We start from the raw sequence: 22,104 nt of genomic DNA, 5'->3' as shown, positions 1-22,104 counted from the left end.
ATGGTAAGGTTGTTTTCATTCGGTTTATGTAACCAGTGAGCTAAAAGGGAAGCAATGACAAGCAAAAGGTGAGTCTGTGCAGAATTTTAGCAACAAAAGTAGTTCATATTCCGTAGGCATCGTCCCTAAAATTCAAAGAATCATACTATAAGATCGGTTAACTCATCCATTACACACTTCATTTAATATAAAATATCCTTAATGTTTTATATTAAATGACCGTTCAAATATCAAATCACCACATCTATCTTTAGATTGTCATAAAAAAGCAGAGCTACTAACATTTCTGTTAATAGCTCTGCTTGTAAAGGGTTGGGAGAAATCAATACACTCTGTCCCGGCCGCTTTGCGCTACCAGTTCATGCAGGGTGTGGTTGAACTCCTCGGCGGCCAGCAGCTCTTCCAGCGGCAGGTGCAGGCGGTATTTCCAGAAGTGCTGCGGGTTGGCCGGCACGTTAATCTGCTCGTCCTGCGGGTTTTCCCGGCGCAGCTTGCCATCAATGGCCAGCAAATCCTGAATGGGGAATATGGCCCACATGGCGGGCGAGAACAGGTGCTGCAGCAGAATTTCGCGGGCTACCCAGGGCTCACAATAGAAGGGAGCCTGCTCGCCCCAGTGGCCCAGAATCTGCTGGAAGAAGCGCTGGGTTTTCTCGGCGTCTTCTTCCCACCAGCCGCGCACCGTGCTCATATCGTGCGAGCCGGGGCTTACTACCGATAGGTAAGGGGCCGCGTCGGGGTGGCCGAACTCGGTTTTGGGGTCGGCGGGCATGCGCTGAATGTTCAGGCCCAGAATACCCAGCTGCTTCATCACGCCCGGCACCGACTCGGGCACCATGCCCAGGTCTTCGCCACAAATGAGCATGTTGGTGGCGTAGCGCACGGCCGGCAGCTTAATCAGGCCCTGCCGGCGCCAGAACTCCTCGTGGCGGCGGTAGAAGAAATCAACGTACAAATCCCACACGCGCTGGCGGGTTGCCTCATCCAGCTCCTTAAAGGAATAGGTGTGCTGCAGCGTGATGCGCGGGTGCAGGTACTGGCCGTAGGTGCCCTGCTCTTCCAGAAACAGCACCTCATTTACCAGCTTGTACAGCCCGTCGCGGATGCGGCGCAGGTGGTCGGCGCGGCCGGGCTCCTGCCGCAGCTTTTCCTCGAAAACGGCTTCAATCTGGCGCTGGGTGCGCACTTCCTCCCGCAAGCGGAAGGCCTCGTAGCCAGCATCTTCCAGAAACTCATTTCGCACGGCTTCGGCATCCTGCCCGAAGATGTCGCGAAGCATGTGCCAGCGGATGTAGGGCTCACAGAGGCGGCGGTAGTCGAACCAGCCCAGCCGGTCGCGCACTTCGTCGCGGTGCAGGGGCAGGGCCGGCGCAAACCGCCCCAGCAGGCCCTCCACGGAGTCGCCCTGAATTTCCCAGATGCGGAAAAAGCCCAGGATGTGGTCGATGCGCAGGGCAACGAAGTAGCGCGAAAGGTGGGTGAGGCGCTGGCGCCACCAGGCGTAGCCGTCCTGCGCCATTCGTTCCCAGTTATAAGTGGGGAAGCGCCAGTTCTGGCCCGTAACCGAGAAGTCGTCTGGCGGGGCGCCGGCCTGGCGGTCCATGTGGTAAAGCTCGGGCTGGGTCCAGGCATCCACGGAGTGGCGGTAGATACCGATGGGCAGGTCGCCTTTGAACACCACGCCGTGGTAGCGGGCGTACTCCACGGCGGCGCGCAGCTGCTTGTCCAGGTGGAACTGCGTGAACAGGTGCAGGCCGTACTCGTCAAACTCCGCGCTGTCGAAATCCATAATCTGCCCGTAGGTGGGCGGGGTGCGGAAATCATCGGGCCACTGCTCAAAATCGGCCGTGCCGAACCGGTCGCGCCAGGCGGAGAAGGCCGCGTAGGGCACCAGCCAGCTTTTCTGCTCTTCGAGAAACTCTTTGAATTCCGCATTAGCCAGGAAAGCGGCTTTCTCCTGCTGATATAGCAGGCGGGCAAACTTCCACTTGGCGTTCATCACAGGCTCGTAGGCCACGTGGTCCAGGGCGTTGAGCTCGGTGCGCAGCTTGTCCAACTCAGCCTGCTGGGCGGCATCGGCCAGGGGCGCAATGCTATCCAGGTTGAGGTAGAGCGGGTGCAGGGCAAACACCGAAATGGCCGCGTAGGGGTAAGAATCAACCCAGGTGTGGGTGGCGGTGGTGTCGTTGATGGGCAGAATCTGCACCATCTTCAGGCCGGTCTGCTTGGCCCAGTCTACCAGCAGCTGAATGTCGGTAAACTCGCCTACGCCCAGGCCGTGACGGCTGCGCAGGGAGAAGACAGGCAGGGCCACGCCGGCGCCGCGCCAGTTGCCATTGGGGTAGCGAAACTGCTCGTCGTGGCGGATGCGCAGGGTGCGGCGCTCGGCCGGGGGCAGCAGCACGCGGTTTTCGCCGCCTTCTAAGTGCACTATTTTCTTTTGGGCCGCGTCCCAGATACCGTACTTGTAGTACACGGGGCGGGAGGAATCTTCCAGGGCCACATCCACGCACCAGGTGGGAAAGTCACGGTCAGACAGCACCACGGCTTTGCGCTCGTCCCAGGTGCCCAGGGCGTGGTCAGAGCCCAGCAAGCAGAGATGGTGGTTGGTATCCACGCGCGGGGCCGGCAGTTGAAAGCGCACTACGGAGTCGGCGAGGCGGGCCGTGGGGCGCGGGGCTACGTCTACCGCATTGCGGCGCATAAGGGCCTGGGTGAAGGCCGCCGTGAACAACTCGTTTTCCGGCTGGGCCGGTGCGCGCCAGTAGTCTTCCAGCACCACCCGCTCAAACTGCTGGGCATTCACGTGTTCCTGCCGGTTGGGTCCCCACTCCCACTGCGCGCTGCCGTCGCGCTCATCCACCAGCACATACTTGTATTCCAGGGTCAGCTCCTCGTCGGGCATGGTTGCTTCGCAGCTCCAGATGCCGGTATCAGGCTGGTACTGGAGCGTCAAGCCCTGGTCGGGCTGCCAGGCACCCAGTTGGGGCAGGTTGCCGCATACCATAAAGCGCTGGCCCCATTCGGTGCGGAATGGGAGAGTAAACCGTAGGATCATAGTGAAAGGGGACAGAATGCGGCCGAAAGATAACAGTCCGCGGGCTTGGAACGGGTGGAAGCGGCGGGAATCAGCCTACGAAAAATTGGGTCCGGTTGTCGGGTTATCCCTTAGAAATCTTCTAAAACTAACCCCGGCGCTCCTTTTTTCGTTGGGAGAACCACGAACCTTAACCCTGCTGCGTTATCAACTCTCTACCCACGTCTGCTCGTCGCGCTTTGTATGCCGTGCTGGGGTTGCTGGCCCTGGTCCTGTTTCTGGTCCTGGGGCTGATAGTAGCCCTGCAGATTCCCTCCGTACAGGACTATGCCGCCCGCAAAGCGGCCGGCTACCTCCAGAACAAAATCGGCACGGAAGTGCGCATTGACAAGTTCCGCACCGACTGGCGCCACGGCCTGGCCCTGGAAGGCGTGTACCTGGAAGATCAGAAAGGCGATACACTGGTGGCGGTGGGCAAAATGGCCCTGGGCCTGGATTTATGGGCCCTCACCAAATCAGAAATCAACCTCAGCTCTCTGGAGCTCACCGATGGCACCGTGCACATTGCCCGCACCGAGCCGGACTCCACTTACAACTTCGACTATATTCTGGCCGCCTTCGCCACCGGCGACACCACCACTACGACGCCCGCCGACTCTACCGGCGGCTTTAAGTATGATATCGGCGACGCGCACCTGCAGAACATCTACCTGACTTATAAGGACCAGGTAGACGGCCTGAATGTGCGCACCCGCGTGGGCGACCTGGCCGTGGCCATGAACGAGGTGGACGTAGACCGCAGCATTTACCGCGTAGAGACGGCGGCCCTGAAGAATACCAGCCTCGATATCACCCAAACCAAAGTGCCGCCGGATACCCCTTCTGAGCCGCTCACGCTCACGTTTGGGCTGGAGAAAGCCACCTTGGAAAACGTGGCCCTGAACTACCGCAACAACCCCTCGGGCCAGTACATCAAAACGCGCATCGGGCAGGGCGAGGTTACGGCGGATAACATTGACCTGCTGCGGCAGCGCATTGCCCTGAACTCCCTGACGCTGCGCAACTCGGAAGTGGCATTTGCCCAGAACGAGAATGTGCCCGTGGAACAGCGCGTGATTAACCCCGTGGAAACGGTGCAGAAGCTAGATTCGGCGGTGGCGCAAACCACCGGTGCGCCCACCAGCTGGCGCCTTTCTTTGAAGGAGTCGGATATCAGCGGGCTGCGGTTTGCTTTTGATAACGTGGATGAAAAGCGCCAGCGCACCCGCCTGCCGGCCATGGACTACAACCATATGCTGTTCGATTCGCTGGCCCTGCGCACCCGCAATCTGGTGTATACCAACAACCGCACTACCGGCCGCATTGATCTGCTGCGCGGCCGTGAGCAAAGCGGCTTCCGGGTAGACCGCGCCGCCGCCGACGTGGTCTACGACTCGGTGCAGATTCGGCTGGATAACCTCGACCTGATTACGCCGCACACCCGCATTCGCCGCACGCTGGCCATTGGGTTTGATTCCCTGGGCATGCTGGCCGACTCTAAGCTGATTGGCAAGATGCGCATGGAGGCCGACCTGCGCGACACGCGCCTGGGCTTCCGCGACATCCTGTATCTGGCCCCCGACCTCATCACCGAAAAGCCCTTCACCAGTGGCCCTAACCAGTCGGTGCTGCTGAACGGACGCATAACCGGGCGGCTGGACAACTTAGCGCTCAACAACGTGGAAATTGTGGGTCTGCGCAATACCATTGTGCGCGTCGATGGCCGCATCCGGGGTCTGCCTAATACCGATGGCCGCCTGTACACCGACCTGAATATCCGGCAGCTGACCACCACCAAACGGGACATCAACGACCTGCTGCCCGCCGGCCTTATTCCCCAGGACGTCATTGACCTGCCGGAGCGGGCCACGCTCAGCGGCACCGTGCGCGGCCGCCCCACCGCCAACGACCTGGCTCTGAATCTGCGCGCCAATACATCCTATGGCGGCGCTACCATTGTGGCCAACCTGCGGCCCGGCCGCGCCGGCCGCGAGCCGGTGGATGCCCGCTTCACCTTCCAGAACTTCCAGCTCGGCCGCCTGCTCAGGCAGCCTGATATTGGCGCGGTAACCGGCCGTGGCACCTACACCGGCGCTGGGTTTGAGCCTACCACCATGCGCGGCCAGCTGGTGGCCAAGCTGGACCGCGCCCGCTACGGCGACTACACCTACCGCAACATCGACGCCACCGTGGGCATTACGGGGCAGCAGTACGCCATTGATGCGCGCAGCACCGGCGACGCCAACGCCGCTTTCGCTATTAAGGGCACCGTGGATTTGCGCAACCCCAATGCCCCGCTTTACGCCTTCAGCGGCAACGTAAAAAGTCTGAATCTCACGGCCCTGGGCTTCTACACCGGCGGTGATTTGCGGGTGCAGGGTGATCTGGACGCCAACCTTTCGGGGTCGGATCTGAATACCCTCAACGGTACGCTGGTCGGCAATAATATCATAGTGGTATCGAACAACCAGGCCATTCCGCTTGACTCCGTGAATGCGCGCATTGTACAGGTGCCGGGCCGCACCGAGCTGGATTTCACCTCCACCATTCTGCAGGCCACCGTGCGCGGCAACACCCGCCTCGGCGACATGGCCACGGAGCTGCAGCGCCACATTGACCGGTACTTTGACCTGCCCGATGTGCAGTACCGCGCTTCCTCGGTGGCCCGCAATTTTACTTTCGAGGTGCTGGTGCCGAAGTCGGGCGCGCGGCTGCTGCCCAAGTTTGTGACGGGCCTCACGCGTATTTCGCCTTTCACGGCCTCCGGCAGCTACGACAGCCGCGCCGCCAACCTCACGGTCCGGTCCGATGTAGCCTATATGCGCTACCTGGGCACGGCCTTTGACTCGCTGAAAGTGCGGGTGGGCTCTGATCCGCAGAAGCTGGACTACTCCGTAGCCCTCGACCAGATTCGGCAGGATACCACGCTGCGGGTGCCCAATCCCTCGCTCACGGGCAGCATCGCCAACAACCAGATTGGCACCCGCCTGCGCATTGCCGAGGCAGACTCAGCAGAGCGGCTGAGCCTGGGCGGCGTGCTACAGGTGCTGAATGGGGCCAAAACCTATCAGTTCAGCTTTGCCCCGGATCTTGCAGTAGACCGCAAAGACTGGGTAGTGGGGCCCAACAACTTCATTCGCTATACGCCTTCCACGGGCAACATTGTGGCCCAGAACGTGCGGCTGAGCCGCAATGAAGGCGCAGCAGACCGTTTCCTGGCCCTGCAAACGCTGCCGGGGGCCCGCAACCCGCTGCAGGTGCAGATCGGCAACTTCGACCTGTATGCTATTGGCCGCGCGGCCGGCCTGCAGGATTCCCTGATTGGCGGCACGCTGAACGGGCAGGCCGTAGCCTACAACCTGGGACGTCCCGGCCAGGCCTTCACCGCCGACCTCTCCCTGGCCCAGCTGGCTTACAACAAATACGTGCTGGGCGATGTGCGCACCAACATTGTGAACAACGTGGCCGACCGCTACGACCTCACCGCTGAGCTCACCAGCCAGGACGGCAACGACGTGCGCGTGCGGGGCTTTTATAACACCAGCGGTGCCCTGGACCTCACCACCGACATTGCGCAGCTGAATGTACAGACCGTGGAGCCATTTTCCCTCGGACAGATCCGGGAGTCCAGCGGGGCACTGACCGGGCAGCTCACCATTCGGGGCACGACCACGGCGCCGCAGCTGCGCGGCAACGTGCGCTTCCGCGACGCGGGCTTCACCCTCTCGCAGCTGGGCGCACCCTACCACATTTCGGAGCAGGAGCTGGTACTGGATGACCGCGGCCTGCGCTTTGATGACTTTGCGGTGCTGGACTCCCTGGGCAGCAAGGCCATCTTCAACGGCTACATTATTCCGGCCCGCAACCTGGCCTCCGTCACGCAGTATCGCCTGGACCTGACAGCCGTCACCGACAACTTCCTGGCCGTAAAAAGCAAGCGCAGCGACAACCCGCTATACTACGGCACCCTGTTCGTGGATTCTGACTCGCGGATTACGGGCGTGCTGAACCGCCCCGCCGTGCGCACCCGCGCCACCGTGGCCGATGGCTCTGACCTGACCGTGGTGGTACCCACCGATGACCCCGTGGAGGTAGCGCGCGAAGGCATTGTGGTGTTTGTGGATAAAGACGCGCCCAAGCTGGACTCGGCCCTCACCGCGGTGGTCGAGGTGGACAGCGCCGCCGTGCCCACTGGCTACGACGTGCAGGCCAACGTGACCGTAACCGACCGCACGCCCTTTACCATTGTAATTGATGAAGCCGCCGGCGACAACCTGCGCGTGCGCGCCGAAGGCACCCTGAATGCGGTGCTGGATGAGCGCGGCGCCCAAAGCCTGACCGGCCGCCTGGGCGTAACGGAGGGCCAGTACGAGCTTTCCCTGTATGATCTGGCGGAGCGCAAATTCGACATTGCGCCGGGCTCCTTTATTCTGTGGACCGGCGACCCGTTCAACGCGCAGGTGGATGTTACGGCCATTTACAAAGTGCGCGCGGTAGCGGCCGACCTGATTTCCAACCAGCTGGATACCGACCAGCCCGAAATCAGCAACCTGGCGCGCAACCGCCTGCCTTTTGAAGTGCTGTTGAAGGTGACGGACCAGCTGCTGAAGCCCACCATTGGGTTTGATATCCGCCTGCCGGAAAACAGCACCGGGCCGGTGTCGGCACCGGTGCGCGCCAAGCTGGAGCAGCTGCGCCAGCCCAGCGAGCAGAACGAGCTGAACAAGCAGGTATTTGCCCTGCTGGCCCTCAACCGCTTTATTCCCGATAACCCGCTGAAGAGCACCGCCGCCCCGGGTGGCCTGGTGGCCAACCAGCTGCGCGGCTCGGCCAGCCAGGTGCTCACCGACCAGCTCAACAGCCTGACCGGCGAATACCTGGCGGGCATCGGCTTGGAGCTGGGCGTTGATTCGTACGCCGCCGTGTCGGGCACGGGCCAGCAGTACAACCAGACGGACCTGAACGTGGCCGTGCGCCGCCAGCTGTTTAACGACCGGCTGAGCGTGCGCCTCGGTACCGATGTGCCGCTGGGTGGGGGCGGCAACCAGGCAGCGGGCGGTGCCTCCGCGGCCAGCCAGTTTGCTGGCGACGTGAGTATTGAATACAACATTCTGAGCGACGGCCGCCTGCGGCTGCGCGCCTTCCGCAACAACGCTTACGAAGACATTGACGGGCAATTTATCCGCACGGGTATGGCCCTGATTTTCCAGCGCGACTTCAACAGCGCGCAGGAGCTGTTTGCCAAGATTGCGCCGGAAGTAAAGCAGGCCGTGCGCACCGACCGCCGCGCCCGCCGGGCCGAGAAAGCCGCCGCGCAGGATACCCTCCAGAACAAAGCCCTGAACTAAGACCGCCGATGTCAGTAATGAAAACCAAGATGACGGGAATGCGGAAAATAAACGAAACCCTGCCCCAGGTGCCGCAAAACTCAACCCGCTGGCCGGGTGCCGCTTACCGCGCCATGCTGGTGGTGGCGCTGCTGTTTTTGGCGGCGTGTAGCGGTGCCAAGTTCATTCCCAAAAACGATAAGCTCTATACCGGCAGCACGGTAAAGCTGACTTCTCCCTACTCCATTCCGCAGAAGGCCCAACTCCAGACGGAGCTGGAAACCGTTATCACCCCCAAGCCCAACGCTTCTATTCTGGGCATGCGGCCCAAGCTGTATTTCTGGCACATGGGCGAGGGCAAGAGCAAGGGAATAGGGCATTTTCTGGCCGAGAAGTACGGCGAAGCGCCGGTGCTGCTCAGTCAGGTAGATACCCAGAAGGTGAAGGGGCTGATGACGAACCGCCTCTACAACAACGGCTACTTTGACAGCCCGCGGGTGCAGACCAAGCCCAACGTGAAGGGCAACACCGCCACCATCGACTACACCGCTACGGTGCAGCGCCCCTACCTCATCAAGACCATTCATTTCCCCGACCGCGACACGCTGCTGGATAACGATATCCGCAAAACGCAGGCCGGCACCCTGCTGAAAGTAGGCGAGCCCTACAACCTGAACACGCTCATCACGGAACGCTCCCGCATTGATGACCAACTAAAGCAGAACGGGTACTACTTCTTCAACCCCGACTATATTCTGTACGAGGTGGACAGCACCCAGCACAACCAGGTAGATGTATACCTGCGCGTGAAGGGCAGTATTCCGCCCCGGGCCGCCAAGCCTTACGTGTTCAACCGCATTACGCTGAACACCCGCTACGGCCTCACGGACACCGTCGAATCAATTCGGCCTATCATCTACAAGAAGTACCGCTACGTGCCTGATGAGAAGATCTTCAAGGCCAAGGCTATTATCAATGCGGTGTTTATGTACCCCGACAGCCTGTACCGCCGCCGCCGCCAGGACCAGACGCTGAGCCGCTTGATGAGCCTGGGCACATTTAAGTTCGTGGATATTCAGATGCGGCCCGCCCGGCAGAAGACTGACTCGGCCGGCTACGGCTTTCTGAACTCCTCGGTGCGCATGACGCAGCTGAAGAAGAAATCGGTGCGGGCGGAGGTACAGCTGATAACCAAAACCAACGGCTTTACGGGCCCGGGCTTCACGGCCCAATACCGCAACCGCTCAGCCCTGCGCGGGGCCGAGCAGTTCCTGCTGAATCTGGTGGGTTCCTTTGAAACCCGCCAGGGCGGGGGCCGCAGCAACACCGGCGTGGAAGGCACTACCGGCCCGGTGCTGGGCCTCACCTCCTACGAGTTGGGCGTGAACTCCCAGCTGCTGGTGCCGCGCCTGATTACGCCGCCGCTGCCTTTCCTGGATGCCCGCCTGTCCAGCTCCGACTTTCAGCCGCGCACGTCCTTTGGCGCGGGCTACCGCTATGTGGAGCGGCGGAATTTTTTCCAGGAAGACTTTTTCAACCTGAACTACGGCTACAGCTGGAAAACCAAGATTACCAACGAGCAGGAGCTGCGCCCCGTGGACCTGCAGTACATCCGGCTGGCCAAAACCACCGACGAGTTTGACCAGCTGCTGGCACAGCGCCCGTTTCTGGCTAACTCCTTCCGGCAGCAGTTTATTCCGGCCTCCTCCTACCGCTACACCTACAACACGCAGGTGTATGAGCGCCGCCGCAACCAGGTGTATTTCAATGGCGGCCTAGAATTGGCCGGCAACCTGGCCAGTGCCGTCAGTAAGCTATCCGGCACTGCCGCCAATGCCAAGGGCCGCTACGAGATAATGGGGCAGGAATTTTCCCAGTACTCCAAGGTAGATCTGGAGTTCCGCAACTACTACCGCATCACCCAGAACCCCACCAGCGGCAACAAGATTGCCACGCGCGTGCTGGTTGGCCTGGGCCTGCCCTACGGCAATTCCGAGGTGATGCCCTACCTGAAGCAATATGGCGTGGGCGGCCCCAACAGCGTGCGGGCCTTTGCCCCGCGCGAAGTAGGACCCGGCCGCTACCGCCCTACCACCACCAACGTAGCCTCCCGCTTCTACGACCAGGTGGGCGACATCCGCCTGGAAGCCAACGTGGAGTACCGGCAGGACTTATTCCCCTACGTGAAGGGCGCCCTGTTTATGGATGCCGGCAACGTGTGGCTGGTGAACAAGGATGACACCCGCAAGGGCGGGCAGTTCCAAGTGGGCTCCTTCCTGAATGAACTGGCCGTGGGTGCCGGCGCCGGTCTGCGCGTGGATATTCAATTCATTGTTATCCGGCTGGATGTGGCCTACCCATTGCGCGTGCCGTCTGGCGGCAACGGCGGGGGTGCTTTCGTACCGAATCTGGCTATCGGGTATCCTTTTTAAAGCCGATTTTAGCTTATATTAATAACATTTTTTACATTAATATTACCATTATGTAGCAAGCAGCATCCTCTATGAACTATATCAAGCAGTTGGACAGCATCAGGGCCATTGCCTTGTTTCTGGTAGTGCTTAGCCACTGGATGACTGCCAACCCGCTGGTGATGGCCACCCACCCAGCCGGCATGGGGGTAAACACCTTCTTCGTTTTAAGTGGATTTCTCATTACTTCCATTCTACTGAGGACCCGCGAAGAGTATGATTTATCTGACGCAAATAAGCTGACAGCCGTCAAGATATTTTTTATCAGGAGGAGTCTGCGTATTTTCCCTATTTACTATTTAACTGTTTTTACTATTTTTTCTTTTAGCAGCTTTACCGATACTCATATCAGAGAAAACTTCGGCTATTATTTAACTTATACCTCTAATTTTTATTTTTATAAAATAGGCACCTGGGATGGAATGGTTTCCCACCTTTGGTCTTTAGCGGTAGAAGAACAGTTTTATTTACTGTGGCCGTGGGTTATGTTTTTTATTCCCCGGAAATATATCCTGCCTGGTATTCTGTTCTTTATTACTATCGGTATCATCAGCAACTATATTTTCTCTCCCCGGGGTTTGGGCTTTGTTCTCCCATTCACCTGTTTTGATGCTTTTGGCTTAGGCGCACTGTTAGCCTACATCATGGTTTTTCATAAAGAGCAGCTGGCCAAAACCTATCGGGTTTGTACTGTTCTGGGGGTGGTATGCTCATTTATATTAGTTTACGCCCTAGCCCAGCACCAAAACACCCTCATTCCCGGCAGAACGGATCAGGCCTTTATTGCTCTCTGGATTATAACCTATATTTTATATAAGCGAGAGACAAACCAGAAAATATTCTTTGTCTTAAACAGCCGCGTTTTAATATTTCTGGGCAAGATAAGCTACGGCATGTATCTGTATCATCTCCCCCTGGCCTACGACTATCCTTATCTGCACAAGTATATCAACTTACATTTACCCGCTTTTTTCATACAGCACGAGTTTTATGTCGTTTTCCTAGAGAATTCCATTTTACTGGTGCTCCTCTCCTGGCTTTCCTGGAAATTTCTGGAGCGGCCTATTCTAGGCCTGAAGGCTTATTTTGAAAATGAGGTAAGGCAGGAGAAAATGGTTCAGGCATAAATCCTAGCCGGTAGCTTTGCCGGAAACCTTACCACCTACTCCTACCCCTCTAAACCTATCTGAGCGGGGCTGTTTGCCGGAGGGGCTTTCTGCTATTTATAGTTCTCGGGGCGGTCCTGCAGTAAGCCCGGTACAAAGTAGTGGGCTACGGCTTTGGCCAAATAGGGCGGAAAACCGCCCCGAGTGTTGGTCAGCACGATAATAGTGAGCGGCTCCCGGTCCTTGTCCATAAAGCGCACCACATCGGCCAGGGCCGGGCCGCCGCTGTGCCCCACCAGGTGGTGGCCCTGGTATTCTTCCGTAATCCAGCCCAGCCCAAAGTGGGTGGGCGTTTGGTTGCGCAGGCGGTTGGCCTTCCAGAGCAGGGAAGTGTTTTCGGGTTTCAGCAGGGTGTTTTTATCGAGCGCAACCATCCAGTTGGCCAGGTCTTCAATGGACGAATAGAGCCCGCCGGCGGCGTAGTACCAATCCGGGAAGCGCATGTCGCTGATGAGGTAGCGCTGGTCGGGCTTTGACCATGAATACACCTCTGCCGCTCCCGGAAGAATAGCAGCGCTGCGCATCACGCCATTGTCCTGGCTCTGGTTGAAAGCCGTATGGCGCATTTTCAGCGGCACCAGCACTTTCTGCCGGAGCGCTTCTTCAAACGAAAGCCCGGTTACGCGGCTGATGATGGCCTGGAGCACCGCATAATCCGTGCTGACGTAAAAATCCTTGGTGCCCGGCTCGTAGTCCATGGGCAGCGCGGCGGCCGTGCGCAGGGCCTGGCGGTTGTTGCGCGTGGTAGCCAGCGGCACCAGCTTAATACCCGACTGGTGCGCGGCCAGCTCCCGCACCGTAATGCTTTGCCAGGTCGCCGGAATAGAATCCAGATACGTGCCGATGCGCTCATCCAGCTTCAGTTTGCCTTCCTGCACCAGCACGGCCAGCAGCGTGCCCGTCAGGGGCTTCGTGGCCGAGGCCATCTGGAACGGCGTTTGGGGCGTAACGGGCTGCTGCCAGGTGAGGCTGGCCATGCCATAAGTGCCCAGCTTCAGCACCTTGCCATTTTTGATGACGGCCACCGCCGCCCCCGGAATATGCTGCGCGGCCATGGTGCGGCGCATAAACACATCCACCGAGTCGGGCCGGGGCGCCACGGGAGCCGCATAGGTGCTGAAGCCTAGAAACAGGGCGGTCAGGAAAAGGAAAAATTGCAGGGGCGTTTTCATAGCAAAGCGTAGAAGTGATGGGTGACAGAACAGAAAGCACAATACTACGAAAGTATTCGTACTTGTGAAATCACATAATGATGTGATAGGCAATTAATCACCCCTACACTAAGCTACCCCATAAAAAACCGGCGTGCCGCTTGGGAAAGCAGCACGCCGGTAATCCTACCAATTTCTCGTAATTAAGCCTCTGCCGCCATGCGTATTTCCACGGGTGCCCCCACAGTTTTGTGGGCCGGCACCACGGTTACCACCACATACTTGGAAGTAGGCGTATTGCTGGTTTTCGCCACGCTGGATACGGGTACCAACGGGTTGGCCTCCGGAAAATACGCCGAAACGTTGCCCTTCGGAATATCATAGGGCACGGCCACAAACTTCTCCACCGTGCGCTTCTCGCCTTCAAAGTGGCTGGTGATGTCAATGAGGTCTTTGGCTTTGATGCCGCGGTCAGCCATGTCCTGCTGGTTCATAAACAGCACGCGCCGCTCGCCGTGAATGCCCCGGTACCGGTCGTTGTACTCGTAAATGGTGGTGTTGAACTGGTCATGGCTGCGCACGGTCATCAGCACCAGCTGGTCGGGCTCCAGATGGTGCTTTTCCAGCTCGGTGGTGGTGAAGTTGGCCATGCCGTTCTTGGTGGTGAACTTCCGCTCCCGGGGCCCATTGGGCAGGTAGAACCCGCCGGGGCGACGCAGCTTCTCATTGAAGTTCTCGAAGCCGGGAATCACGCGGGCAATATGGTCGCGGATCACGTCGTAGTTCTCCGTCATGGCCACCCAGTCGGCAATGTTGGTGCGGTTGCCTAGGGTGGCAATGGCCATGCCACTGATGATGGCTACTTCGCTCATCATCTGGCCTTCCAGCGGCACCAGCACACCTTTGTTCTGGCTTACCACGCCCATGGAATTCTCGCAGGAGGTCATCTGATGCCCCGATTTCTGCATGTCGATATCCAGGTGCGTAAAGCAGGGCAGCAGCAGGCTGGTTTCGCCGGTGACGAGGTGGCCGCGGTTGAGCTTGGTGCCCACATATACGGTTAGCTTTTGCTTGCGCATGCCTTCAGCAATAACCTCAGTATCAGGGCCGGCCGCCAGCAGGTTGCCGCCTAGGCCAAAGTACACTTTGGTCTTGCCCTTGTACATGGCCTTAATGGAATCAACCACATCCAGGCCGTGCTCATAGGGCGGCTTGAAGTTGAATTCCTTGCCCAGCGCATCCTGAAACTCTTTGGTGGGCTGCTCCCAGACACCCATGGTCCGGTCGCCCTGCACGTTGGAGTGGCCGCGCACCGGGCAGGTACCCGCGCCGGGAATGCCAATGGCGCCCTTCATCAGGTGCAGGTTCACGATTTCCTGAATGGTCTGCACGCCCTGGCGCTGCTGCGTAACGCCCATGGCCCAGCAGGTAATAATCTTCTGCTTGGTAGCCAGCATGTTGGCGGCCTCCAGCAGCTGCGCCCGCGAAATGCCGCTCAGCTCCTCAATATCCTCCCAGGAAGTGTTCCGGATGTTCTGCTCGAAGCTCTCAAACCCGATGGTGTACTTGGCCACAAACGCACGGTCTACTACCTGCCCGGGGTTCAGATCCTCGGCCTCAAACAGGTGCTTCATGATGCCGCGCAGCAGGGCCATGTCGCCATCTACCCGCACCTGCAGAAACAGGTCCGTAATCTGGGTGCCGTCGCCCATCAGCGCGCCCAGGGCCCGCAGGGGGTTCATGAAATCCTGGGGGTTTTTGAAGTGGTTGAGGCCGGCTTCAATCAGCGGGTTTACGCTGATGATTTTGGCCCCGTTGCGCTTGGCCTTCTGTAGGGCCGTGAGCATGCGCGGGTGGTTGGTGCCCGGGTTCTGACCAATAATCAGAATGACATCGGCGTCATAAATATCATTGAGCGTGACGGAGCCCTTGCCCAGGCCCAGCGTGGGGCTAAGGGCGGCGCCGCTGCTCTCGTGGCACATGTTGGAGCAGTCGGGCAGGTTGTTGGTGCCGAATTGCTTGGCGAAGAGCTGGAACAGGAAGGCCGGCTCGTTGGGCACTTTGCCGGAGGTATAAAACAGGGCTTCGTCGGGCGAGTCCAGCGCATTCAGGTGGTCGGCAATGAGCTGGAAGGCGGCGGGCCACTCAATAGGCTTGTAATGGTTGTCGCCGGGGCGCTTCACCATGGGGTGCGTGAGGCGGCCGGCGTTGTTCTGGTCGCGGTCGGTCATGCGGGAAAGCTCGGCCAGACTGTGGCGGGCAAAGAACTCGGGGCCGGCGGATTTGTCGTCGGCATCGGACGCAGTGGCTTTGGCGCCGTTCTCGCAGAATTCGGCTACGGAGCGGTGGTCGTCGGGGTCGGGCCAGGCGCAGGAAGAGCAGTCGAAACCATCTTTCTGGTTCATATTCAGCAGGCCCTTGGTGCCGCGGCTCAGGCCGCCTTCGACCCAGCTGAACTGCATGGATTTGATAACGGCCGTGACGCCGGCGGCCACGGTGGCGCGCTCTTCCAGCTTCAGGCCGGTTAAGGCTTCCGGGGGCTGCGCCAGAATGGGATGGTGGTATTTGGCGTTGGCCACGTCGGGGGCGGGAATATTGCTCTCGTCCCGGACGGCTTGCGGGTCGGGGCGGTAGTGGTCGGGGGCGGGGGCCTTACCCTGATCGGGACGCTCGCCGCTTTGAGGCACGTTGTTTTCAGCCGTTTGCTGTTCGGTCTTGCCAGCCTTGCTAGGGTCTTCGGCGGGTGATTTTTCCATTTCTTGACAAGAACTTAGGGTGGGGTTTCGAAAAGCAAATAACAAGCGGCGGGCTAATGTTTGCAGCCCAGGTCTTTCTCCACTAAAATACGTAATACCTGGTTAGCAAGCACTTCCACCTGCCCCTCCAGACTCACGGCTTCCGTGCTGGTCCATTGGTCGGCTAGCGGGGCGGGTAGCAGCACCCGAATGCGGGCGCCCTCGTAGCTGATGCCCGGCGTGCGGCCCGGGCTGGCGGCGTCGCGCTCCAGGGTATAGGTCAGACAATCGGTGGCCAGGGGCCCCAATGGCACCACCGTTTGCAGGCGGCCCAGGCGGCTGAATTCGGTCACCTCCTCGGGGGAGAGGCGCAGACGGAGGGTATTGTCTTCGAGGCGAAGCTTCATAAGAAAATAGCAGGGAGAGGCCCCGGTAAGCTAAAACGAAATTTAAGGACGTAATGGCTGAAAAAATATAACGCGCCGGCCCCGACTATACCCTGATGCGCCACTCGCCGCAGTAAATATTGAAGCGCTCCTGCCGCACAAAGCCGCACACCGTCATGCCGAAGTTTTGGGCGGCCTGCACCGCTAGGGAGCTAGGCGCCCCCACGGCCGCCAGCACGGCAATGCCTGCCACCGCCGCCTTCTGCACCAGCTCAAAGCTGACGCGCCCGCTCACCAACAGCACATGCTGATGCAGAGGCAGCCATTCCTGCAGCATCGCCGCGCCTATTACCTTATCCAAGGCATTGTGCCGGCCTACATCTTCCCGCAACAGCAGCAGCTCGCCTTCCGGCGAAAACAGGGCCGCCGCGTGCAGGCCGCCGGTTTGCTCAAACAGGGCCTGGGCGGCGCGCTGGCGCTCCGGCAGCTGGTGCAGCACGGCGGCAGTTACGTAGGGCCCGTCCGTGGGTAACACCGGGCAGGAGGCGGCGTGCACGGCTTCAATGCTGGTTTTGCCGCATACGCCGCAGCTGCTGCTGGTATAAAAGTGGCGCTCCATGCGCTGCAGGTCTACCAGCACGGCCGGGGCCAGCTCGGCCCGCACTACATTCTCGCGCTCTTCTTCCTTTTTTACGTCGGGGCAGTAAATTACCCCATACAGTTCGTCGCGCTGGCGGATCATGCCTTCCGTCAGCAGAAAGCCGGCGGCCAGCTCAAAATCGTGGCCGGGGGTGCGCATGGTCACCGCTACGGTGCGGTGCTGGCGGTTATCGGTGGGGCCGTAGCCTACCCGTATTTCCAGGGGCTCTTCGGCGGCCAGCACATCGGGCGCTATGGTTACGCTGTTGCCGCGCACGTTGTGCACCGTTACATACTCGTAGCTGGTGGGGGGCAGAAAGACGGGAGCAGACACGGCAGACAGTAAAAAGAAGAAGGTGGCACCAGTACCCCAACGGGCGCCGGCCCCTACAGGGACAGTTGTATTTGTTTAACTTTATCAGACCACCGTAAGTTTTACCGCTACGTGGGCGGCCACCTTTCAGGCCGGCCGGCTTTCATCTTATTCCTTTTATTACTTCCCTATACGTGCTTACCGCTACCGAAAAACAGAGATACCGCCGCCACCTGCAACTACCCGAGATTGGCGAGGCCGGCCAGCTACGGCTGCGCGCGGCGCGGGTGCTGGTGGTGGGCGCGGGCGGGCTGGGCTGCCCGGTGCTACAATACCTGGCCGCGGCCGGCGTAGGCACCCTGGGCATTGCCGATTCTGACCGGGTGGAGCTCAGCAACCTGCAGCGCCAGGTCCTCTATGGCCCCGCCGATATCGGCCACCTGAAAGCCGCCGCCGCCGCCCGCGAAGTGCACCGCCTCAACCCGGATGTGTACTGCCGCCAGCACGTGATGCGCATAGACCGCGCCAACGTGCGGGAGGTGCTGGAGAACTATGATATGGTGGTGGATGGCTCCGATAACTTCCCCACCCGCTACCTGCTGAACGATGCCTGCGTGAGCATGGGCAAGCCGCTGATATCCGGCGCTATTTACAAGTTTGAGGGCCAGGTTTCCGTCTTCAATTACCAGGGCGGTCCTACTTACCGGTGCCTGTTTCCCACACCGCCCAGCGCCACCGAGGCGCCCAACTGCGACGCCACCGGCGTACTGGGCGTGCTGCCCGGCCTGGTAGGCACCGCGCAGGCCACCGAAACCCTGAAGGTGATTCTGGGTCTGGGCGAAGTACTGAGCGGCCGCCTCTGGATTTTTGATGCCCTAACCTTTCAGAGCCGTTTGCTGCGCTTTAAGCGCCACCCGGAGCACAGCCAGCTGCACCTGGACAGCGCCAACATCTCCGATTACGTGGACTGGTGCGCGCCCGATTTGCGTAGCGTGACCCCCACCGAGCTGCAGGACCTGCTTCATTCTGATTCGCCCCCGTTTCTGCTGGATGTGCGGGAGCCCGCCGAGCACTCCATCTGTCACCTGAGCGGGGCCATGCTGCTGCCGCTGGCCCACATTGCACAGGGCGCCAACCAACTGCCCCGCCAGCATGCCGTGGTCGTATATTGCCACCATGGCACCCGCAGCGCCCAGGCCATTGCCCAGCTGCAGGATCAGTTTGGCTTCAGCAACCTGCTCAACCTGACCGGCGGCATTCACGCCTGGGCCTCCGAGATAGATACCCAAATGTCCACGTACTAGAAAAAGCCCGAGGCAGCGGCAAAGCGTAGCTACTTTGCTGCTCTAAATCTTCCGTTTACCTGCTTTTGTTTCTGATTTCTGATGCCGCTCACCGCTTCTGCCCCCACCCGCCCCCGTATTCGCTTCGACCGTAACGAACTGGCGGGTGCTTTCGGGGATTTGGGCACCGACCTGCCCCTGCTCATCGGTATCATTGCCGCCTCCGGGGTGGATAGCGCCAGCGTGCTGGTCATGTTTGGGCTGATGCAGGTGTTTTCGGGGCTGTGGTATGGCCTTCCCATGCCGGTGCAGCCCCTCAAGGCTTTTGCGGCCCTGGTTATTGCCCAGAAAATTCCGGGGCGCATTATCTATGGCGGGGGGCTGGCCATTGGCGTTGGCATGCTGCTGCTCTCCGTTACCGGCCTGATTGATGCCCTGGCCCGCCTGATTCCCAAGCCCGTGGTGCGCGGCATTCAGTTTGGGCTGGCCCTGCAGCTGGCCACCCTGGCCCTGAAAGACTACGTGCCCGCCGACGGGGTAGGCGGCTACGCCCTGGCTGCCGCCGCCTTTCTGATTACGGTGGTTTTGCTGGGCAACCGCCGCTGGCCCGCAGCGTTGTTTGTGGTGGCCTTGGGCATTGGGTACGCGTTGGTATTCAAGCTGGATCTGGCCACGGCGCAGCGTGCCGCGGGCTTTCACCTTCCCTCCTGGCACATTCCAGCTACCGCCGATATCCTGACCGGCGCCGTGCTGCTGGCCCTGCCGCAGATTCCTCTGTCGCTCGGCAACTCCATTCTGGCCACCAAACAGGTACTGCACGACCATTTCCCGGAGCGCCCTATTACGGTGCGGCAAATCAGCTTTACCTATGCTTTGATGAACCTGGTAAACCCGTTTTTCGGTGGGTTTCCGGTTTGCCACGGCTCGGGCGGGCTGGCCGGGCATTATGCCTTTGGGGCCCGCACGGGCGGCTCGGTGCTGCTGTATGGCGGGCTGTTTCTGATTCTGGGTCTGTTTTTCAGCCAGGGCTTTGCGCAGGTAGTGCAGATTTTCCCGCTGCCCGTGCTGGGTGTGCTGCTCTTGTTTGAAGCCCTCACACTCGCCGCCCTGCTCCGCGACGTTACCTCCTCCCGCAACGACCTGGTGGTGGCCCTTCTGGTGGGTTTGCTCTGCGGTGGCCTGCCCTATGGCTACCTGGTGGGCCTGGTGGTGGGCACGGCCGTGTACCACGCCATGCGCCGCAACTGGGTGGGGTTGGGAAAGTAAGCCTGCTTCACGGCTCTAATTATTGCTAACTATCACGCCATGACCTCGCCCGAGCAAAACAAGCAGAACGCCATTGCCTTCTATGAGCTGATGTTCAATGCGTGCCAGCCCATAGAAGCTGTTGCGCGCTACGTGGGAGCTGAATACATTCAGCACAACCCCGGCGTACCCGATGGCAAGGATGGCTTCATTGCCTATTTCGAGCGGATGGCGCAGGAGTACCCCGGCAAGCGCGTGCACGTGAAGCGGGCCATTGCCGAGGATAACTACGTGGTGCTCCACTGCCTGCAGCACTGGCCCGGCGACCATGACTACGCCGGCATGGACATCTTCCGTTTTGATGAGCACGGCAAGATTGTGGAGCACTGGGACGTTCTGCAGGTCGTCCCGAGCAGGTCCGCCAATACTAACACCATGTTCTAAAAACGTCCTACCCCCCTATCGTCGACATGGACTCAAAGCTGAGCTGATGCAGGGGGCGCTGCTGTTCGGCTTCGAAGCCGTTGGCGGCGCGGTAGCGGAAGGCTGTGGTCAGGGCCGTGCTGATTTCCTCGTCGGTGGCGCCGCCGCGCAACAGGGCCCGCACGTCCAGTACGCCCTGGTCGTAGAGGCAGGTTTTAAGGCCGCCTTCGGCCGTGAGGCGGATGCGGTTGCAGGTGCCGCAAAACGTGCGGGAGTAGGCCGCAATAATGCCCACGTTTCCGGCGTATCCCGGTATAGTATACTCGGCGGCTGTGGCGCCGGGAGCCGTGGGCACCGGCATTAAACCAGGAAAGTGTGCCGCCAGATGCTCCCGGATGCGCACGTGGTTCCAGGGCAGCGACATGGCCGCGTGGCTGCCGCCATTAAAGGGCATTTCTTCAATAAAGCGCACCTCTACGGGCAGGTCGCGGGTGAGCTCGGCCAGTGAAATAATGTCTTCCGTGTTCTGCCCATCCATTACTACCGCGTTAATTTTCACCTGAATACCGGCCGCCACTAAGGCATCAAAAGTAGCCAGCACTTGGGGCAGCTCGTCGCGGCGGGTGATGCGCAGGAAGCGGGCTCGGTCCAGCGTATCCAAGCTGAGATTCACGCTCCGGATGCCCAGCCGTACCAGCTCGGGCACGTGCGGGGCCGTCAGCACCCCGTTAGTGGTCAGCCCGATATCGGTAATACCTTCTATCTGCCGCAGCCGCCCAATGAACGGCAGCAGGCCCCGGCGCACGAAGGGCTCTCCGCCCGTGAGGCGCACTTTGTGCACACCCAAGCGGGCCAGAATCCGGACTACGCGCTCCAGCTCTTCGTAGCTCAGCAGGGCCTGCCGGGGCACGTAGTCGATGCCCTGCTCCGGCATGCAGTAGAAGCAGCGCAGGTTGCACCGGTCCGTAACGGCCAGCCGCACGTACTCGAGGGGGCGGCCGTGGTTATCATACAAAACGGAAGCGGTGGCAGGCATAGGGAGAGGAGCAGAAGGAAACCCGCCGCAAGAAGCGCGGCAGGTTCTGAACAAAAAACGCACCCGCGCCTTTTCTGTTCAATTTAATTTATTTGATCGGCAATTCTTGCCCGCCGTACTTACACCTATGAACCTGACCATTGCCCTTTTTGGCATTGCCCGCGAAATAGTAGGCCAGTCCCAGCTTGAACTCACGCTGCCGCCCAATACCTCAGTGCAGCAGCTCCTTAGCCAGCTGCAGGCGCAATATCCCGGCCTGAGCCAGCTCAGCAGCCTGGCCGTGGCCCGCAACAATGAGTATGCCCAGGGCGAAGATTTACTGCAGGAGCGGGACGAAATTGCCCTGATTCCCCCGGTAAGCGGCGGCTGATTCTTCCCGCACTGTCCATCACCCGTTTCTTGCCGGCCTGCTTTCGGGCTGCCTTTTTCTGCTTATGCTTATTGAACTTACCGATCAGCCCATTGATGTAGCTGCCGTGCTGCAGGCCGTGCAGGCCGATGGCGCCGGAGCTGTCAACGCCTTCATCGGGACGGTGCGCAACCAGAGCACCGGCCGCCGGGTGGTGCGCCTGCACTACGAAGCCTACGATGCCATGGCCGTGCACCAGCTGCGGCGCGTAGCCGAGCAGGCTCAGGAGCGCTGGCCCATGCTGCAGAAAGTGGCCGTAGTACACCGCAAAGGCACCCTGGCTATTGGCGATATTGCCGTAGTCGTGGCCGTAGCCACCCCCCACCGCGCCGAGTCCTTTGCCGCCTGCCAGTTTATCATCGATACTCTGAAACAGGTGGTGCCCATCTGGAAAAAAGAGGAGTACGAAGACGGCACCGTGTGGGTAGCCGCGCATCCCTAGCC

Annotated in this window: 14 protein-coding genes; 8 read left to right on the top strand and 6 right to left on the bottom strand. The window is 60.0% G+C overall.

Features of this window, described 5'->3' with window-relative positions:
• Window positions 1-322: 322 nt before the first annotated feature.
• A complete protein-coding gene (locus AM218_RS15075; RefSeq protein ID WP_071843811.1) occupies window positions 323-3,058 on the bottom strand; it encodes a 4-alpha-glucanotransferase in 2,736 nt (911 codons plus the stop codon).
• 227 nt (window positions 3,059-3,285) lie between these two features.
• On the opposite strand from AM218_RS15075, the gene AM218_RS15070 reads away from it, so the two are divergent.
• The 3 genes from AM218_RS15070 to AM218_RS15060 all read left to right on the top strand — a co-directional run bounded on the left by AM218_RS15070 (window position 3,286) and on the right by AM218_RS15060 (window position 12,001).
• Complete coding sequence (locus AM218_RS15070) at window positions 3,286-8,424, top strand: translocation/assembly module TamB domain-containing protein (RefSeq protein WP_231717597.1); 5,139 nt, start codon at window positions 3,286-3,288, stop codon at window positions 8,422-8,424.
• A gap of 8 nt (window positions 8,425-8,432) precedes the next feature.
• Window positions 8,433-10,835, top strand: coding sequence for a translocation and assembly module lipoprotein TamL (tamL, locus tag AM218_RS15065; RefSeq protein ID WP_082318261.1), 2,403 nt, complete (start codon window positions 8,433-8,435; stop codon window positions 10,833-10,835).
• 71 nt (window positions 10,836-10,906) lie between these two features.
• Window positions 10,907-12,001, top strand: coding sequence for an acyltransferase family protein (locus AM218_RS15060; protein ID WP_054414737.1), 1,095 nt, complete (start codon window positions 10,907-10,909; stop codon window positions 11,999-12,001).
• 92 nt (window positions 12,002-12,093) lie between these two features.
• Here AM218_RS15060 and AM218_RS15055 read toward each other — a convergent pair whose 3' ends face one another.
• From AM218_RS15055 to fdhD, 4 genes are all read right to left on the bottom strand, one after another.
• Complete coding sequence (locus AM218_RS15055) at window positions 12,094-13,212, bottom strand: serine hydrolase domain-containing protein (RefSeq protein WP_054414735.1); 1,119 nt, start codon at window positions 13,210-13,212, stop codon at window positions 12,094-12,096.
• Between the two features lie 182 nt (window positions 13,213-13,394).
• Complete coding sequence (locus AM218_RS15050; RefSeq protein ID WP_054414733.1) at window positions 13,395-15,947, bottom strand: FdhF/YdeP family oxidoreductase; 2,553 nt, start codon at window positions 15,945-15,947, stop codon at window positions 13,395-13,397.
• 53 nt (window positions 15,948-16,000) lie between these two features.
• Complete coding sequence (locus tag AM218_RS15045) at window positions 16,001-16,333, bottom strand: DUF7009 family protein (RefSeq protein ID WP_054414731.1); 333 nt, start codon at window positions 16,331-16,333, stop codon at window positions 16,001-16,003.
• A gap of 85 nt (window positions 16,334-16,418) precedes the next feature.
• Entirely contained in the window at window positions 16,419-17,285 is an 867-nt protein-coding gene (fdhD, locus tag AM218_RS15040) for a formate dehydrogenase accessory sulfurtransferase FdhD (protein WP_231717506.1), read from the bottom strand.
• Between the two features lie 173 nt (window positions 17,286-17,458).
• Here fdhD and moeB point away from each other — a divergent pair, with 173 nt between their 5' ends.
• The 3 genes from moeB to AM218_RS15025 all read left to right on the top strand — a co-directional run bounded on the left by moeB (window position 17,459) and on the right by AM218_RS15025 (window position 20,236).
• On the top strand, window positions 17,459-18,568 hold the full coding sequence (moeB, locus tag AM218_RS15035; RefSeq protein ID WP_054414730.1) for a molybdopterin-synthase adenylyltransferase MoeB: 1,110 nt from the start codon (window positions 17,459-17,461) through the stop codon (window positions 18,566-18,568).
• Window positions 18,569-18,649: 81 nt separating this feature from the next.
• Complete coding sequence (locus AM218_RS15030; protein WP_054414728.1) at window positions 18,650-19,813, top strand: putative sulfate/molybdate transporter; 1,164 nt, start codon at window positions 18,650-18,652, stop codon at window positions 19,811-19,813.
• Window positions 19,814-19,852: 39 nt separating this feature from the next.
• Window positions 19,853-20,236: a nuclear transport factor 2 family protein gene (locus AM218_RS15025; protein WP_054414727.1), complete on the top strand. Its 384-nt coding sequence runs from the start codon at window positions 19,853-19,855 to the stop codon at window positions 20,234-20,236.
• A gap of 7 nt (window positions 20,237-20,243) precedes the next feature.
• Here the strand turns inward: AM218_RS15025 and moaA are convergent, their stop codons facing one another.
• Window positions 20,244-21,251, bottom strand: coding sequence for a GTP 3',8-cyclase MoaA (gene moaA / locus AM218_RS15020; RefSeq protein ID WP_054414726.1), 1,008 nt, complete (start codon window positions 21,249-21,251; stop codon window positions 20,244-20,246).
• A gap of 127 nt (window positions 21,252-21,378) precedes the next feature.
• On the opposite strand from moaA, the gene moaD reads away from it, so the two are divergent.
• Together moaD and AM218_RS15010 are read left to right on the top strand one after the other, a co-directional pair.
• The gene (moaD, locus tag AM218_RS15015; RefSeq protein WP_054414725.1) at window positions 21,379-21,621 is read left to right on the top strand and encodes a molybdopterin converting factor subunit 1; all 243 of its coding nucleotides are present in this window, start codon (window positions 21,379-21,381) and stop codon (window positions 21,619-21,621) included.
• Between the two features lie 64 nt (window positions 21,622-21,685).
• Complete coding sequence (locus AM218_RS15010; RefSeq protein WP_054414723.1) at window positions 21,686-22,102, top strand: molybdenum cofactor biosynthesis protein MoaE; 417 nt, start codon at window positions 21,686-21,688, stop codon at window positions 22,100-22,102.
• Window positions 22,103-22,104 lie beyond the last annotated feature (2 nt).

Source organism: Hymenobacter sp. DG25A, from assembly GCF_001280305.1.
Lineage (GTDB): Bacteria > Bacteroidota > Bacteroidia > Cytophagales > Hymenobacteraceae > Hymenobacter.
Note: the sequence above shows the minus strand (reverse complement) of the source record. Positions and strands in the feature narration are given on the sequence as shown.

What these genes read in the sequence shown, in the direction of transcription:
- AM218_RS15075 (WP_071843811.1), bottom strand. Translation starts at nt 3,058, where the DNA reads ATGATCCTACGGTTTACTCTCCCATTCCGCACCGAATGGGGCCAGCGC.
- tamL (WP_082318261.1), top strand. Translation starts at nt 8,433, where the DNA reads ATGTCAGTAATGAAAACCAAGATGACGGGAATGCGGAAAATAAACGAA.
- AM218_RS15060 (WP_054414737.1), top strand. Translation starts at nt 10,907, where the DNA reads ATGAACTATATCAAGCAGTTGGACAGCATCAGGGCCATTGCCTTGTTT.
- AM218_RS15055 (WP_054414735.1), bottom strand. Translation starts at nt 13,212, where the DNA reads ATGAAAACGCCCCTGCAATTTTTCCTTTTCCTGACCGCCCTGTTTCTA.
- AM218_RS15050 (WP_054414733.1), bottom strand. Translation starts at nt 15,947, where the DNA reads ATGGAAAAATCACCCGCCGAAGACCCTAGCAAGGCTGGCAAGACCGAA.
- AM218_RS15045 (WP_054414731.1), bottom strand. Translation starts at nt 16,333, where the DNA reads ATGAAGCTTCGCCTCGAAGACAATACCCTCCGTCTGCGCCTCTCCCCC.
- AM218_RS15030 (WP_054414728.1), top strand. Translation starts at nt 18,650, where the DNA reads ATGCCGCTCACCGCTTCTGCCCCCACCCGCCCCCGTATTCGCTTCGAC.
- AM218_RS15025 (WP_054414727.1), top strand. Translation starts at nt 19,853, where the DNA reads ATGACCTCGCCCGAGCAAAACAAGCAGAACGCCATTGCCTTCTATGAG.
- moaA (WP_054414726.1), bottom strand. Translation starts at nt 21,251, where the DNA reads ATGCCTGCCACCGCTTCCGTTTTGTATGATAACCACGGCCGCCCCCTC.
- moaD (WP_054414725.1), top strand. Translation starts at nt 21,379, where the DNA reads ATGAACCTGACCATTGCCCTTTTTGGCATTGCCCGCGAAATAGTAGGC.
- AM218_RS15010 (WP_054414723.1), top strand. Translation starts at nt 21,686, where the DNA reads ATGCTTATTGAACTTACCGATCAGCCCATTGATGTAGCTGCCGTGCTG.